Annotated in this window: 13 protein-coding genes; 5 read left to right on the top strand and 8 right to left on the bottom strand. The window is 43.8% G+C overall.

From position 1 onward, the window contains the following. Positions 1-17 precede the first annotated feature (17 nt). Complete coding sequence (locus BFS30_RS16825; protein ID WP_069380355.1) at positions 18-1,061, top strand: hypothetical protein; 1,044 nt, start codon at positions 18-20, stop codon at positions 1,059-1,061. Positions 1,062-1,487: 426 nt separating this feature from the next. Next, positions 1,488-2,864, top strand: coding sequence for a M60 family metallopeptidase (locus BFS30_RS16820; RefSeq protein WP_083252084.1), 1,377 nt, complete (start codon positions 1,488-1,490; stop codon positions 2,862-2,864). Positions 2,865-2,958: 94 nt separating this feature from the next. On the opposite strand, the gene BFS30_RS16815 is transcribed toward BFS30_RS16820, so the two are convergent. From BFS30_RS16815 to BFS30_RS16805, 3 genes are all read right to left on the bottom strand, one after another. Beyond that, complete coding sequence (locus BFS30_RS16815) at positions 2,959-5,268, bottom strand: beta-N-acetylhexosaminidase (protein ID WP_083252083.1); 2,310 nt, start codon at positions 5,266-5,268, stop codon at positions 2,959-2,961. A 54-nt stretch (positions 5,269-5,322) separates the two neighbouring features. After that, entirely contained in the window at positions 5,323-7,458 is a 2,136-nt protein-coding gene (locus BFS30_RS16810) for an ATP-binding protein (RefSeq protein ID WP_069380353.1), read from the bottom strand. Between the two features lie 116 nt (positions 7,459-7,574). Continuing rightward, entirely contained in the window at positions 7,575-8,375 is an 801-nt protein-coding gene (locus BFS30_RS16805) for a hypothetical protein (protein ID WP_157262941.1), read from the bottom strand. Between the two features lie 85 nt (positions 8,376-8,460). Between BFS30_RS16805 and BFS30_RS16800 the strand changes: the two genes are divergently transcribed. Next, on the top strand, positions 8,461-8,949 hold the full coding sequence (locus tag BFS30_RS16800; RefSeq protein WP_069380351.1) for a GNAT family N-acetyltransferase: 489 nt from the start codon (positions 8,461-8,463) through the stop codon (positions 8,947-8,949). Then, positions 8,949-9,428 (top strand): MarR family winged helix-turn-helix transcriptional regulator, encoded by a 480-nt coding sequence (locus BFS30_RS16795; protein WP_069380350.1) that lies wholly within the window; start codon positions 8,949-8,951, stop codon positions 9,426-9,428. Before BFS30_RS16800 ends, BFS30_RS16795 begins: the two co-directional genes overlap by 1 nt. A gap of 14 nt (positions 9,429-9,442) precedes the next feature. Here the strand turns inward: BFS30_RS16795 and BFS30_RS16790 are convergent, their stop codons facing one another. Genes BFS30_RS16790 through pepE form a run of 5 tightly spaced genes read right to left on the bottom strand, consistent with a single transcriptional unit; the run spans position 9,443 to position 13,841 of the window. Then, positions 9,443-10,621, bottom strand: coding sequence for an NRAMP family divalent metal transporter (locus BFS30_RS16790; protein WP_069380349.1), 1,179 nt, complete (start codon positions 10,619-10,621; stop codon positions 9,443-9,445). Beyond that, entirely contained in the window at positions 10,618-11,418 is an 801-nt protein-coding gene (locus tag BFS30_RS16785; protein ID WP_069380348.1) for a LamB/YcsF family protein, read from the bottom strand. The genes BFS30_RS16790 and BFS30_RS16785 overlap by 4 nt, the downstream gene beginning before the upstream one ends. Beyond that, positions 11,411-12,376, bottom strand: coding sequence for a biotin-dependent carboxyltransferase family protein (locus tag BFS30_RS16780; protein ID WP_069380347.1), 966 nt, complete (start codon positions 12,374-12,376; stop codon positions 11,411-11,413). The genes BFS30_RS16785 and BFS30_RS16780 overlap by 8 nt, the downstream gene beginning before the upstream one ends. Continuing rightward, positions 12,366-13,082: a 5-oxoprolinase subunit PxpB gene (pxpB, locus tag BFS30_RS16775; protein WP_069380346.1), complete on the bottom strand. Its 717-nt coding sequence runs from the start codon at positions 13,080-13,082 to the stop codon at positions 12,366-12,368. Before pxpB ends, BFS30_RS16780 begins: the two co-directional genes overlap by 11 nt. A 57-nt stretch (positions 13,083-13,139) precedes the next feature. Continuing rightward, entirely contained in the window at positions 13,140-13,841 is a 702-nt protein-coding gene (gene pepE, locus BFS30_RS16770; protein WP_069380345.1) for a dipeptidase PepE, read from the bottom strand. Between the two features lie 183 nt (positions 13,842-14,024). Here pepE and BFS30_RS16765 point away from each other — a divergent pair, with 183 nt between their 5' ends. Further along, complete coding sequence (locus BFS30_RS16765; protein WP_069380344.1) at positions 14,025-14,819, top strand: glycoside hydrolase family 16 protein; 795 nt, start codon at positions 14,025-14,027, stop codon at positions 14,817-14,819. The last annotated feature ends 56 nt before the right edge of the window (positions 14,820-14,875 follow it).

The following is a 14,875-nucleotide window of genomic DNA, read 5'->3' as shown; positions in this document are numbered from 1 at the left end:
ATCACAAAACTTCATCCATGGAACCTACAGATGTAAAAATATCCCGTAAGAAGCCGGTTTTTCCGGTATCCCCGGCTTTGCAAAAATACCTGAAAAGCTATCAGCGGGAAGCCAAACTTCCGATTACGTATGACGACCTGCTGATGTTTAACGAGTCTTACCCGATCATGGATAAAAATGGGAAAGACACGCTATGGGAAGGGCCAATATATCCTTCTGACCACCTGGAGGAACTCCACAATGGATTAAAAGTAATCTATGCCAATCTAAAGGCCTCCGGAAACCTGCGTATCGTACAACATAAATACATTGATAAGATTGAATACTGCACATTTGGAAATACACATCCTTTCCGGATCAGGATCGTAAACCGCTTAAACGATGTATACGATTATTTCTATGTTAAAAGAGCAGATGCTTCAAGAATATATGGACTGGAACTGGAAGAAATCTTATCTCCCAATCAGGTCAATTATCTGGTAGACAGAGAGACGCTCATTGAGGAGCATATTGCCGGTATTCCAGGAGATGTTTTTTCAAAAACCTATCTGTACAACCCCGAATACAACCAGACCCGGATTGCCAAAGAGTTTGTAAAATTCAATGAACGCTGCCTGATCATGTTGCTGGGCGATATGAGGGCCTACAATTTTGTGGTACAGATTACACCTGATTTCGACGATATTCAATTCAAAATCAGGGCTATTGATTTTGACCAGCAGTTTTACGAAGGAAATGTAAAAGTATACCTGCCTCAGTTTTTTAAAGAGAATTTTCCCTTTGTAAAATTATGTATGGAAGAACTTACCGACAAAACATTCCTGCAATATCAACAGGAAGAAAAATCCTCTATATTACACCGGGTAAGAAGTGAAAGGCACCGTCTGGCAGACCTGAGAGATGTATCCAATGCCGATGTGCTCACCACGACCGAAAATATAAATATGCTGAAAGCAGGTATGGCAGCACATTTTGCCGACGAGAATTACCTGGAATGTAAAACCATGACCGACATTATTGAGTTGAATGTTAAAAACATCATCAGACAGGTAAAGCTATAATCCTGTGTCAAAACGGATTACACAAACGTTTGCGTAATCCTTTCTCCTACCCCGTGGCAAAGCAGTACCATTCCATAAAAAAACAATCACTTATGAAGGCGGTTATAAAAATGGATAATGTCCCTCCTTTTCAGTCAGAATCATTACTGAATAGTTAAATTTCATCATTTTTGTTACATTACTCCTATTCCTGCAGTTATTTTCCCCAGTCAAGCTTATTTATTGATTACCGGCTCAGATGCAAACGTTTGCGTTGAGCTTCGCCGGGATATTTACCCTCTTTATTTGTTCATTTGATTTAATCGCTGATTCTCAATAGGATGAGTGATTACACTGACTTAATACCTTAAACTGACCATTTAAACCTGCAGGTATGAAATAAGGACAACCAAAACAATAACTAACCTAATCAATCCCAAAACCATTATGAACCTAAAATCTTTAAACCTCTTAAGTGCACTGCTGTTATGCATGGCACTCTCCATTGGATGTAAGCAACAAAAAATGTCGCCCGAGGAAAGCCCCATTACAGGGGATAAAACCGCTGCCGACAGCAATAACCCGAATTTAAACAGCACCATTGGCACCAATATCCAGGTCTTTAATGAATTAAAATCAGGTACATCAGAGGCCACCCGCCTTGGAATTACCCCCTGGTCTGATTTTGATGCTACAGGATTTTACCTGGCGCCAAATGCAACCTTACAGGTCAGCGTACAGCAGCTTAGCGGCAGTACAAGACCAAAAATTCTGGTAGGTACCTATTCCAGATATGAAGTAAAAAATAACCCACAGGAGTTTTCTTTGAATGTGGGAACCAATAACATTACTGCCGATCAGTACGGAGGTTTGATCTGGGTACGCTTCGGTACTTCCGGTACTCCTTCTTCCAGTGTGAAGATTACTTTCCTGAGTGGCCATCAGCGGGTACCGGTATACCTCAAGAACGTCACTACCCAAACCGATTGGGCCAATCAGTTGTCTACTTATACCGCTTCACCTGACGTAATTCTGGTGGGCAGCAGGGTATATCAGATCTACTCCAGAACAAGGGCAGTAAATACCCAGACCCAGGATAACAATTATGTCCTTAGCAAGGCCGACCAAACCATGGAAGTGGAAGATGCTTTTAGTGGAATAGACGGCTCTGCTCCCCAGCACATGCCGAATGTTAACCAACGTATGCTGATGACAGAAAACGATGGTTCAGGATGGATGTTTGCGACCTGGTACCGCACAGCCTATGTTACGGCAGCAGCTTCTGCCGCTTTTACCTCCAGTATTGGTACTGTTGACGGATGGGGCCCATGGCATGAATTAGGCCATATGCATCAGCAGGGCGCCTGGAAATGGAGTACCCTGGGTGAAGTGACCGTAAACATCTACAGTCTGGCGGTTGAACGTGCTATGGGTGTAAGTCCTTCCAGACTTAAACGCGATAATGTTTGGCCTGCTGTTGCCACTTACCTGGCCAATACCAGTCCGAGTAAAGATTTTAACAGCGATGCCATCATGACCAATGGTACCTGGGTAAGGCTGGCCATGTTCCAGCAGCTGTGGATGGCATTTGGAGATAATTTTTACAAACACATCCATAAAGCAACCCGTATTGAACAACCGGTGGTGAGCACTGATGCGGAAAAAATGCGTTACTTTATGTTAAAAGCCTGCGCTGCTTCCGGCCGTAACCTGACCAATTTCTTCAAGAAATGGGGATTTAAGGTGAACGCAAGCGTTTATGCAGAAATTACCGCCCTTGGTTTACCTCAGCCAACTGTAGAACCAAGTACGCTAAGTGAATAACAACCGGTAAAGACTACATTAATTTCCTTATTTCATAAAATGGAAAAGCATCAGGTAGGTTTACCTGATGCTTTTTTTAGAGTCAATTCTTTTCCTATTTCTTTCTGATCATCACCACACCATTGCTGTCATTGCTGATATCTCCGCGTACTTTTGCTTTTATGGTAAAAGCAGCTCCGGTTTCATAATTACTGATGTCAAAATTATACTCATTATCTTTCTTTGTTCCACCGGTAAAACCTTCATGTACATCTTCAGCAATCTTAGTTCCATTCTTAAAGACCTCTACCGATTGAATATCCAGTCGTGATGCCCCTTCGGTAAACCAGAAAGAAAGGGTATAAGATCCATTTCCATTGATTTTCCCCGACCCGTTCATTTCAAAGATGCCAAACTCTTTGCCTTTTACTTTTGAAGGGCTCCAGTCTGCCACAAATTCCCCATACTTTTTGAACTTCTCATATTTCTCAGGAAAGAATAAAGGGAGTGAATATTGATTGTTGTTCATCACCGTAATGGCATAGAAATCATTCAACCTGTCTACAGTTACCGGTCCGGTATAGATTGCAGAATGAACATTTGGAGGGGTACCATCCGTTGTATATCTGATTTGTGCACCTTTAACCACGTTTTCCAGCTTCAGGGTATAGCCTTTATCTCCTTTATCATTCGCGATTAGTTTCGGTTGAGGAAGGCGATAACCAAATCCGGCCTGATCGTAACGGTTATAATGTGCAGACTGACGTTTCTCAAAATCGGTCCAGCTTTGTCGTGCTACAGGCGTCCAGCAAACCTCTGCCAATGCAGACATCCTCGGAAAGGTCAGGTAATCAAAGTACTTTTCCGAGCGGTCCTCATTGATCAATGAGATCTCCTGAAGTATTGTTCCATGGATAAACTGATCCGACCATAACGTTGCCGAAGCTCCTAATATCAGCGGACGGTATTTTTCATCCAGTCCTTTCAGCATTGGATTCAACTGATACACCTTTTCCAGAGAAATCGGCGGGAGCCAGGTTGCTGCTTTGATCTCACCGGGAATGCTGCTCTCCGCCACATCAAAATAGCAATATCCGGTTAAGGACATCACCGAGAAGTGTCCTGCTTCGGCTGCTTTAAATGCCTTTTTTGGATCGTGCCATACCATGCCTACTGCTTTCTCTTTCAGGCCGTCTTCAATAATTTCATCCCAGCCAACAATCGTCTTTCCATATTTTTTAACCATCGTTTGCACCCGTTGGTTAAAGTATACCTGTAATTCTTTCTCCTCTTTTAATCCCAGTTCTTTCTTTTTCTTTTGACAATGAGGGCATTCTTTCCAGCGGTCATAAACTGCTTCATCACCACCGATATGGATATATTTGGAAGGGAACAATGCAAAGGTTTCTTTAAAGACATCCGCCAGAAATTCAAAAGTTGACTCCCGGCCTACACAATAGATATCCTTGCTGATGAAATGCTGAACCGGAACTGCATGTTGTTCACCTGTACAGCTCAGATAAGGATAAGCAGCGATAGAAGCAAGTGCATGCGCAGGCAGTTCAATTTCCGGAATGATGTCTACATTTCTTAACGTTGCATAGGCCACCATTTCTTTAATATCCTCCTGCGTATAATAGCCGCCCGTTCTTTCCTGACCAACGCCTCTCCAGGCTCCTATTGAAGTCAGTTTTGGATATTTCTTTATTTCCAGTCGCCATCCCGCATCATCAGTAAGGTGCAGGTGCAGCGTATTCATTTTATACATGGCCATCATATCGATAAACCTCAATACGTATTCTTTACCAAAGAAATAACGCGCCACATCCAGCATCATTCCGCGCCATGGATATAACGGTGCATCTTCGATCTGTACCCCTTTCACTTCCCAGTTTACGGATTTCTGACGTTGTTTATTATAGACTTCAGCAGGCAATAGCTGAAGCAGTGTCTGGATGCCATAAAACACCCCGCTGCTGCTCTGCCCATTGATTTTAATCTGGTCCTTATTGACAGCCAGACGATAGCTTTCGTTATTGGCTGATCCCGAATTTCCGGTACTCAAAATAATTCCTTTTGTTGCCGTTTTTGACTCTTCCAGCAGGAAATCAAAACCTGTAGCCGGAGATAAGGCTGCAGCGAGCAATTCTGCCTGTGGTTTCAATCCTTTTTCGAAATAGATCTTTGTTTGCGGCCTGATCACAAAAGCAGTCCCTTTTTCTTCCACCTTTTGTGGTAGCGGGATGATATTCAGTTGCGCCAGAACAGGTGAGCCTGCAAATAGTATTGCAGCAATTAACAGGAATCCATGGAGTTTCATTTTCATAACCTTTTTGCTATCGTCAATCACAATTTTACTGAAATAATAGCCAAAAACAGCGCATGAAAAAGGGAGGATCAGCACACAAACGATTGCATTATACATTGCAACCGTTTGCGTAATTTTAAAATTACTAATCAGGAAGTTAAAAAGCAGAACTTAACTGATGTAATCCAGTATTTTTTCCATCAATTCTGTTTCCGTGAAGGGCTTAATGATGTAATCATTCAGCCCCGCAGCAATATAAAGGTCGTGTGATTCCGCTGTGATTTGTCCGGTGATTGCGATTACCGGCAACTGAGATTTCTTCTCATCTGATAAGGCGCGGATCCTTTGAGTCAGTTCAACCCCATCCATTTCCGGCATCTGAATGTCTGTAAGTACCATATCGTATCTTTTTTCTTCCAGAAATGCCAGTGCCTGATGTCCGTCATTTGCCGTATCAAAGCTGATTCCCAACTTCTTAAAGATCATTTTTATGACCAGTAAATTCATTTCCGAATCATCGACTACCAGCATATGAATATTTTTGAAACGATCACTACTGATCACCTGAGCCTGCTGTCCATCCAGGTCTTCTGTATTCTGCTGAGCCAGGGCATAAGGCAGTTCCAGCGTAAATGTAGAGCCTTTACCCAGGGTACTTTCCACGGAAATTTTTCCCTTGTGCAATTCCACCAGTTTTTTACTGATCGGCAATCCCAGTCCTGAACCTTTTTGCCAGTCGCTGCGTTTTGAATTGATCACTTGTGAAAACTCATTGAAGATGACCGGAATATTTTCACTGGCGATGCCAATTCCGGTATCAATCACTTTAATTAACAAGGTCGCCTGCTTATCATCGGCTTTTTTAACGCTTACATGAATGCTCACTTTACCTTTATCGGTAAACTTGATTGCGTTGGCCGTCAGGTTCATCACAATTTGTTTCAGTCGGTAAGGGTCACCATCCAATAATAAATCAGGAGAAGCCCCCTGAACCAGCTCTAAAATCAGGCCCTTCTGGTCGGCCAGCACCCTTGCCGTTTCTGCTATTTCTTTCAGGATTCTTTTGTACCGGAAAGGAGTTTTGGCAAGCGACAGTTTGCCCATTTCCAATCTGGAGAAATCAAGCACCTCATTTACCGCCGATAACAACATGGAAGAAGAATTGTCGAGCAGCTTGGACATCGAACGCTGGTCGTCATTTAACGGCGTAGATTTCAACTGCTCTGATACCCCGATAATGGCGTTCAGCGGCGTTCTCATCTCATGACTGATGCTGGTAAAGAATCTGGATTTAATCACCACCTGTTCTGCAGCCAGCTGATTTGCCCTAACGGTCTTATCATAGGCACGGTATAACTTCCACATCAATAAAATGATGGCCAGGTAAGACAGCGCACTGATTCCAAAATTGATCTGTCCCGATCTTCCGATCGCCTGCACAGAATCATTTGCCCTATTTTTCAGAACGGTTTTCTTCGCCTCTGAGTTTGCGCTCTCTGAATTTCGGAATTCACGGAACAGCTGTTTGATATTTTGAAAAATGCTTTCATTCAGTTTCAGAATAGCTTCTTCCTTCTGGCTTAGCTTTTTACGGTTATTCTTTAAATTGTCAAACAAGCCCGCATAAAAACTCTCAATGCGTTTTAATTGCTGTTTATTGTATTCATCCGTATTTGATGAGCCTTGTTCGTAAGTCACTTCTGTTTTGAGTGTCTTCACCGAATCTTTCTGATCCTCTTTGTTCAGAATTGCATTTTTTAACCGTTTAAAGAGCTTTTCTTTTTTAGCTGTCGGGGCAGCTTTCACCTGCTCCACTTTCGTGGTTTTTTTTAGCACAGGTTTGACAGTTGTCTTCAGTTTCGGAGCATCCCCGGTAATTTTGAGCAATTCTACCTCCACATTGATGTTATTCAGGGAATCGGTGAGCTTCTTGATTTCACTATACAGTACCATTTGCCCTTTCTTGTTATTCAGAGCCCCCTCAATATTTCCGGAAATCCGGGTGCTGTCGTCTATAGTAAGGTCCTGTAACAAATTGGATATCAAAAGGATTTCCTTAGTATATTTCTTAAAATATACCGTATCCCACAGCGTGGTATACATTCTGAAATTATTCTCTGCTGTTTGTAGACTTAACGTGATGGTATCCAGCTTGGAAAGCTGACGACTGTTTCCTTCCAGTTCTTTCAAACTCGATATCAACACCTTTTGTTCCGATCTCTGTACCAGCGAATTGCGGAACAAAAAAGCGATAAACAAGAGTATAACCACCGAAATGACTACGAAGGAGCGTTGTTTGTTTTTCATTGTTGAAAAAATGAACCTATAAAGTTTAAGTAAGAAGATCCCTGGCTGTTTATCTTACAAAATTCAAAGTTAAACATAATTTATATTAACGCTAAAATCGGACCAGAATTATACGGCTACTGTATCGGATTGGTTACACCACATAGCATATATCCGAGAATTGGCTGGCATTTTTCTTCGCAGGAACTATAAAAACCACCTTCCACCCGATGTCCCGAAGCAGTTGCCTTACCCCAGAAAAACTCTGCAATGCTCAGGGGTTTCAGCTGATGTACAGCTGCATAGTTCAGTAATTTAGGGGCGCAGCAATCTCCAGTTCCGACCGGAATTCCTTTCTTCAGATGGAAAGCATCCGCAAGACTGCGTTTTTCATTTTTGAAGTTATGAATTTCATACAGGGCATTCAGTTTCGCCAGGATACCATGGGAAACAAGTCTTCGTTCAGCGAGCTTAGCGTACCATTCCCGGGATTCACGCGGAAGGGTCGCAATCAGGTCTGTCAGCGGGTGAAGGTCGAGATTTCCCAATTCGACTTCAGCTACAAACCGGTGCTCATCTACCAGGGGAGGTACCCATCCTTCTACATTCCATACCCCATTATGCCTGGAAGAAAAAGCACGGAGAATGATTTCATTTCCATCCTTATCCTCACAAACCAGGATGCCGAACATGCGTCCTCTCATTTCTGTATATAAGCTATCAGTAGACAAGCGGGGATCAGCATCCTCCAGAGGTTTGTCAAAATCTATTCTTTGGTGTGCGGAAAGTTTTGCCATGAGCGCATAACAATGCCCAACAGCAATCCCGGATGGCAGTTCATGTACTTCGCCGCAATCATTACAATAGCCGAAACAGGATCTGGAATTCACATATTCCTTTCTCCCTTTTGTTCCCATATACCCCTCTACGTCTGACATTCCCACAAAGATAAGTAAAAAAACAAAATTCACTTTGATATATGTAGTTAACTACGTAGTTTTGAATAACAAATTCCTAAAACAGATGAGCGTCCATATAGAACAAATTAAAAATGAATCCTCAGCGGCTGTAATTGAGATCATCCTACCCATTCAGCAAATTGAATTTAACGTACCGATCACCTTAAATGACCAGCCTGATTTACTGGACATAGAAAATGCCTATTACCAGACCGGCGGTGGTTTTTGGGGAGCAAGAGTGGAGGGAGAGCTTGCCGGCACTATCGCATTGCTCAAATACGACCATGATTCGGCCGCCATCAGAAAGATGTTTGTTAAAAAAGAATACCGCGGCAAAGAACTTGGATTGGCACAACGGTTATTGGAAACCCTGATTGCTTATTGCAAAGAAAACCAGATCCGTCACCTGTATCTGGGAACTGTTTCCGTATTGCAGGCCGCCATGCGCTTTTACGAAAGAAATGGTTTTGAGAAAATTGAAAAATCTGCACTTCCGGAATCGTTTCCCTTAATGAATGCAGACAATGTCTTTTATCATTTAGCCATCAAATAATGAACATCATCGATGAATCCGGCATTCTGGCCATCTCTACAAGACTCCAGAGGTTAAGCGAACAATTGAGAAAAGACGGCGCATTGGTATACAAGAGTTACGATATTGACTTTGAGCCCAAATGGTTCCCCGTAATTTATACCCTTCATCATAAACAGATTCTTAGTGTAGTAGAACTGGCCTCAGAGATTGGATATACCCACCCTTCCACCATCAGCCTGCTTAAAGAACTGGAAAAACAAAAACTGATCCGTTCTAAGAAAGATAAAAAAGACGAGCGTAAAAGATTGGTTCAGCTGACCAGTAAAGGCGAAGAGCTGATCATCAGGATGCAACCGGTCTGGCAGTTAATGGTCAGTGTTTTTACGGAAATCATGAATACCGAAAACAACCTGCTCAAAGCCATTACAGAAGTAGAAGAAAAGCTGAAGCAACAGGGTTTCCTGCAAAGGGCATTGCAGTTATCCGCGTCAAAATAGATTTGGCCTTTGCTTTAAAAAATCATTCCGTACAATACTTTTCCGCTCATGAAAGTCATGATTAAAACCACCAGTACACCAAAACAGGTGAGCCATACCGGATGTTTGTAATCCCCAACAATCCTGGTCTTATAAGCCGCGAAGAGAATCGTAGCCAGTGTAACCGGCAGAATAAAGCCATTGACTACCCCGGCCATGATCAGGAGTTTTACCGGCTGCCCCACCAGGATAAATATCAGCGTGGAAACCAGGATAAAAGCAATGATCACTTTATTCTCATTTCTGTTGATTTTAGGACTAAATGATTTCACAAATGAGACCGAAGTATAAGCAGAACCGATTACAGAAGTTACTGCTGCCGAGAACATCACCAGGCCAAATAAGCGATAGCCCAGGTTACCCGCAGCGAGTTGAAATACGGACGCGGTAGGGTTTCCTGCATCGATGGCCAGACCTTTACTGATGACACCCAGGGAAGCTAGAAACAGAAATATACGCACCAGTGAAGCGACCGAAATCCCCATCACCGCGCTCGTGCTCACCTCCTGTAAAGCTCCCCTGCCTTTCACTCCCGCATCAAGCAAACGATGGCCTCCCGAAAAGGTGATATATCCCCCTACCGTCCCTCCCACCAGGGTAAGGATGGTGATCAGGTCTATTTTTACCGGAACGAAGGTTCGAAGAGCTGCTTCTCCTATCGGAGGTGCCGAAGTAACCGCGATGTAAATGATCACGACAATCATAATGAAACCCATCAGCTGGGCAAAGCGATCCATTGCTTTTCCCGCTTCCCGGATCAGGAAAATTGCAATGGCCAGTGCTGCAGAAATCATGGCACCCTTGGTAACCGACACCCCCAGTAAAGCCTGAAGTCCGAGGCCCGCACCTGCAATATTTCCGATATTAAAAGCCAGTCCGCCTAAAACAATCAACAGAGAAATAAAACCTCCCAATCCCGGAAGCAGCATATTTGCAATATCCTGAGCCCGCTTTTCTGATACCGCAATCACCCTCCATATGTTTAACTGCACGCCAATATCAATAATTATAGAGCTGAGGATGACAAAACCAAAACTAGCGCCCAGGGACTGCGTAAAGACCGTAGTTTGCGTTAGAAAGCCCGGCCCGATGGCAGAGGTAGCCATTAAAAATGCGGCTCCCATCAGCACGCTTCTGTTTTTTATGATCTTCATTCAGCAGAATTATTAGCAGTAAAATCTTTGTTATTGAATAAGGACAGTGTAATTCCCTCTTCCTGAAAAGCGGCATGGATACCTTTGGCAAATGCTGCTGCCGAACTTCCATCTCCATGAATACAAACCGTATCGGCTTTGATCTTTACCAGCGTACCCTGTTCAGAAAGTACCAGTCCTTCTTTGATCATCCGGATCACCTGAGCTATGGCCAGCCGATGATCTGTGATCAGGGCATTCGCTGCCCTTCTGGAAGTCAGCGTCCCATCCTGCTGATAGGTACGGTCTGCAAAAACCTCATTGGCGACCTGTAAGCCCAGTGCTTCCCCTGCGAGAATCAATTCCGAGCCGGATAAGCCGTATAAAATTAATCCCGGGTCAACCCGATATACCGCTTCTGCTATTGCTGTAGCCAGTCCTTTATTTACTGCTGCCATATTGTATAAAGCACCATGCGGTTTCACATGCTGCATTCTTCCCCCTTCGGCCTTTACAAAGGCAGCCAGGGCGCCGATCTGATAAACCACCATGTCATAAGCTTCTTCTGCAGAGATTGCCATTTCTCTTCTTCCGAAGCCCTGTAAATCAGGTAATCCCGGATGTGCCCCAATGGCAACTCCACGATTCATGGCCAGGCGGACCGTCTTTTTCATTACTGTAGGATCTCCTGCATGAAAACCACAGGCGATATTTGCTGCGGAAACAAAGGGCAGTATGGCTTCATCATTTCCAATGCGGAAAGCACCAAAGCTTTCCCCCATATCGCAATTCAGATCCGCAGAATAATGGTTAAGCATGGACTGGATATTTAAAAGTTAATGTTTGTCTGAGTTGTTTAAGTTCCTGCTCCCTGGTTATGAGCAAGGCCTGCGCCTGAGCCAGGGTAATTAATTCGAAGCTCAAATGAGCTCCGGTTTGAAATTGCGCCAGTTTACCAAGGTCTGCAGTGATCACCTGTAAGATGCGGGGATAACCGCCTGTAGTCTGATGGTCTGCCATTAAAATAATCGGGCTTCCTTCAGCGGTTACCTGTACCGTTCCGAAGGACACTGCGGAGGATAACATTTCTTCCTTTTTGCGCAGCTTTAGTTTTGATCCTTCCAGGCGATAACCCATGCGGTCTGCTTCTTTACTGATCCTGAATTTCTCTGTAAATACTGCTGCGATACTTTTTTCCTGAAAAAGTTCGAATTCAGGGCCTTTAATCACCCGGATGATGTCATCCTTCGATTCCTGGTGCATTTTAGTGCTTAAGGACCAGTTGAAATCTGACGGTACCACAGGAGCAGCAGATTTAAAAGGGATCAGGTCTCCTGTTTTTAATGCCCTGCCTTCCCATCCGCCAAAACCGGCACGAAGATAAGTGGAATAACTATCCAATACTTTTGGTAAATCAAGTCCACCCTGAACAGCCAGGTAAGTACGGCAGCCGGACCGGGCCTGTCCAAATGAAAGAACAGCTCCTTTAGCTACCCGTACCGGACGCCACATGGGAATAGCAACTCCATCCAGCTCAGCGGAAAGATCACCCCCAGTAATGGCGATCAACTGTTCCTCCTCAAAAAGAAGGGCCGGTCCCATTAAGGTACATTCTATTCCTGCTTCCCTCTCCGTATTTCCAACAAGGAGATTGCTCAGCTGGTAAGCCTTTACATCCATCGCACCGCCAATAATGATTCCATCTTTGCGGTAGCCATAACGGCCGGCATCCTGAATGGTTGTCAATAAGCCTGCTTTCAATACTTTAATTCCCATTCCTGCCCCTCCTTATTTTCTTAAATTCTGTTTCAGAAATGGCTGAAAAACGAACCCGATCACCCGCTTTAAGCAATGCCGGAACTGCGCTGTTCAGGTCAAACAAATTGATTGGGCTCCGTCCTATAATCTGCCAGCCTCCCGGAGTTTCAATTGGATATATTCCCGTCTGCTGACCGGCAATACCCACCGATCCGGCAGGGATTTTAGATCTGGGATTATCTTTTCTGGGTGCGGAAATCAATTCGTTCATTCCTCCCAGGTAAGGAAATCCGGGCGCAAAACCAATCATATAAACCAGGTAATCCGGAGCGGTATGGAGGGCAATCACCTCTGCAGCTGTCATCTTGTTATGACTGGCTACAAAGTCCAGATCCGGGCCCCATTCGCCACCATATAATACCGGAATTTCCAGCAGTGTTCCAGCCGGAACCTCCTGTTGTTCCAATACTTCACTTGCCAGCTCCTGAAGGAGTGGCAGCAGTTTGTTATAATTGATGATCCAGGGCTCATAATATATCGTGACCGTGGTAAATGCAGGCACATATTCGATAAAGCCCTCAAAGCTATATTCATCAAGATAAGCACATACTGCACGTACCCTTCCATTAATGAGCGGGCTGATCTGATTACCCAGCTGGATCACTATTGCCGCATCACCAAGCGGGTAACACTTAAAATCATCAGGATTAGTCTTTTTCGCCATTTAATTATCGCCTCAAAACAAATATAACGATATAATGGCCCCGAACTAATCTCCGGATTAAAATCTTAATACAGATCCTGGTTCCAGTTCATAAGGCTCAGTATCTGCGAGGAATATGCGTGAAGACCTGCTCCCTTCTGTTGTCACTTCCTCTGCTTTAACACGGATCCAGCTTCCCTCCCTGAGTCCTACAACAGGGATATCATTGAATACATGAAATTCCTTAATCCTGGTTTCCCGTGTTTCGCCGTTATGGGTACTATTTGGATCCGGGTCCAGGTAATGCGCATTAATATTAAAAGGAATAAGTCCCATGGTGGTAAAATCAGGGGGATATACAATGGGCATATCATTGGTATTTTTCATGTTGATTCCTCCAATATTGCTTCCGGCACTTGTTCCCAGGTAAGGAGTCCCCCCTTCTACCGCCCCCTTCAGCTCTTCCATCAGGTTTAGTTGATGGAGTTGCTGCACCAATAAAAAAGTATTTCCTCCTCCGGTGAAAAAACCTTCCGCCTGTTGAATCGCTTCTGTAGGATCAGTAAAGGTATGAAGTCCCCTTACTTTAATGTTCAAAGGATGAAAAGCCGCTTTTACCTTTTCCGTATACTCATCATGACTGATTCCTCCGGGACGCGCAAAAGGAATAAATACAATTTCAGTGCAGCCTTCAAAAAAAGACTTTAATTCGGGCATAAGATAAGCCAGATATGCTTCCCCAAACATAGAAGAAGTACTGGCCAGCAGGATATTTTTCATCAGCGTATATTGTTTAGTCCAGGAGACGAATGACCATTAATTGTACACAATATTAAATACTCTGCAGCAGTCAGAAAAATATATTCAGACATTAATTGGTAAAAGTCTGATTTTCCATGCACTTGTGGTTAAGACATCAAAAATATGTCTGACAAAAATTTATCAACCCTATAATCAACCAAAATGAAAAAAATCTATGTTATGGCGATTCTTGCCATCGTCTTCTTCTCCTGTAAGAAAGACTCCAATGCAGACCAGGCTAAATCAGAGAAAGTAAATTCAAAATCCGCTGCCGTTCCTGTTCCCGGCGCAACCATTATCAATTTCAGCGGCTACAACTGGCAGGTTAAGAATGTCACAGACCTCTCTGTGGGCGGTCCGGGACCAAATTACTGGGCCAACAGCAGTGTATGGGTAGATGCACAAGGACGATTACACTTAAGAATCCGCAGAGATGCCGCTACCGGAAGGTGGAATTGCGCCGAAGTCAGCTCCCTGCAGGATTTTGGCTATGGTTCTTATGTATGGAAAGTGGAAGGCGCGGTAGATGAGCTGGACAAAAATGTAATTTTAGGCTTGTTCAACTACAAATCCGGTGATAACGGACACCATGAGATCGACATTGAGTTTGCCAGATGGGGCAATTCGGCATGGCCAAATTTCAACTATACTGTGTATCCGGCTTACGGAGATCCTGCGACACGGGTATTTAACACATATGAGCTTGCACTGAATGGAACGTATTCTACTTATAAATTTTCCAGAAACAGTCAGAAGGTGAGTTACAAAGCTTATCACGGACATAACGAACTTGAATCCAATGCTTTCTACCCATGGGCAACTCCTGACTCTGGTTTCCCGGTCAGCACTGAAGCCTTGCCAGTACACATGAATTTATGGTTATTTAATGGCCAGGCCCCTTCAAACGGACAGGAAGTAGAAATCATCATTCATTCTTTCCAGTTTACTCCCGCTTAATTTCAAAACTAAAAACTCCCCGGTACAGGAAGAGCAGCCTTTTAGGCTGCTCTCTT

This window comes from Pedobacter steynii, from assembly GCF_001721645.1.
GTDB classification, from domain to species: domain Bacteria; phylum Bacteroidota; class Bacteroidia; order Sphingobacteriales; family Sphingobacteriaceae; genus Pedobacter; species Pedobacter steynii_A.
This window is presented reverse-complemented; position numbering and strand designations above follow the sequence as displayed.

What these genes read in the sequence shown, in the direction of transcription:
- BFS30_RS16765 (WP_069380344.1), top strand. Translation starts at nt 14,025, where the DNA reads ATGAAAAAAATCTATGTTATGGCGATTCTTGCCATCGTCTTCTTCTCC.
- BFS30_RS16780 (WP_069380347.1), bottom strand. Translation starts at nt 12,376, where the DNA reads ATGGGAATTAAAGTATTGAAAGCAGGCTTATTGACAACCATTCAGGAT.
- pxpB (WP_069380346.1), bottom strand. Translation starts at nt 13,082, where the DNA reads ATGGCGAAAAAGACTAATCCTGATGATTTTAAGTGTTACCCGCTTGGT.
- BFS30_RS16795 (WP_069380350.1), top strand. Translation starts at nt 8,949, where the DNA reads ATGAACATCATCGATGAATCCGGCATTCTGGCCATCTCTACAAGACTC.
- pepE (WP_069380345.1), bottom strand. Translation starts at nt 13,841, where the DNA reads ATGAAAAATATCCTGCTGGCCAGTACTTCTTCTATGTTTGGGGAAGCA.
- BFS30_RS16805 (WP_157262941.1), bottom strand. Translation starts at nt 8,375, where the DNA reads ATGTCAGACGTAGAGGGGTATATGGGAACAAAAGGGAGAAAGGAATAT.
- BFS30_RS16790 (WP_069380349.1), bottom strand. Translation starts at nt 10,621, where the DNA reads ATGAAGATCATAAAAAACAGAAGCGTGCTGATGGGAGCCGCATTTTTA.
- BFS30_RS16810 (WP_069380353.1), bottom strand. Translation starts at nt 7,458, where the DNA reads ATGAAAAACAAACAACGCTCCTTCGTAGTCATTTCGGTGGTTATACTC.
- BFS30_RS16815 (WP_083252083.1), bottom strand. Translation starts at nt 5,268, where the DNA reads ATGTATAATGCAATCGTTTGTGTGCTGATCCTCCCTTTTTCATGCGCT.
- BFS30_RS16820 (WP_083252084.1), top strand. Translation starts at nt 1,488, where the DNA reads ATGAACCTAAAATCTTTAAACCTCTTAAGTGCACTGCTGTTATGCATG.
- BFS30_RS16825 (WP_069380355.1), top strand. Translation starts at nt 18, where the DNA reads ATGGAACCTACAGATGTAAAAATATCCCGTAAGAAGCCGGTTTTTCCG.
- BFS30_RS16785 (WP_069380348.1), bottom strand. Translation starts at nt 11,418, where the DNA reads ATGCTTAACCATTATTCTGCGGATCTGAATTGCGATATGGGGGAAAGC.
- BFS30_RS16800 (WP_069380351.1), top strand. Translation starts at nt 8,461, where the DNA reads ATGAGCGTCCATATAGAACAAATTAAAAATGAATCCTCAGCGGCTGTA.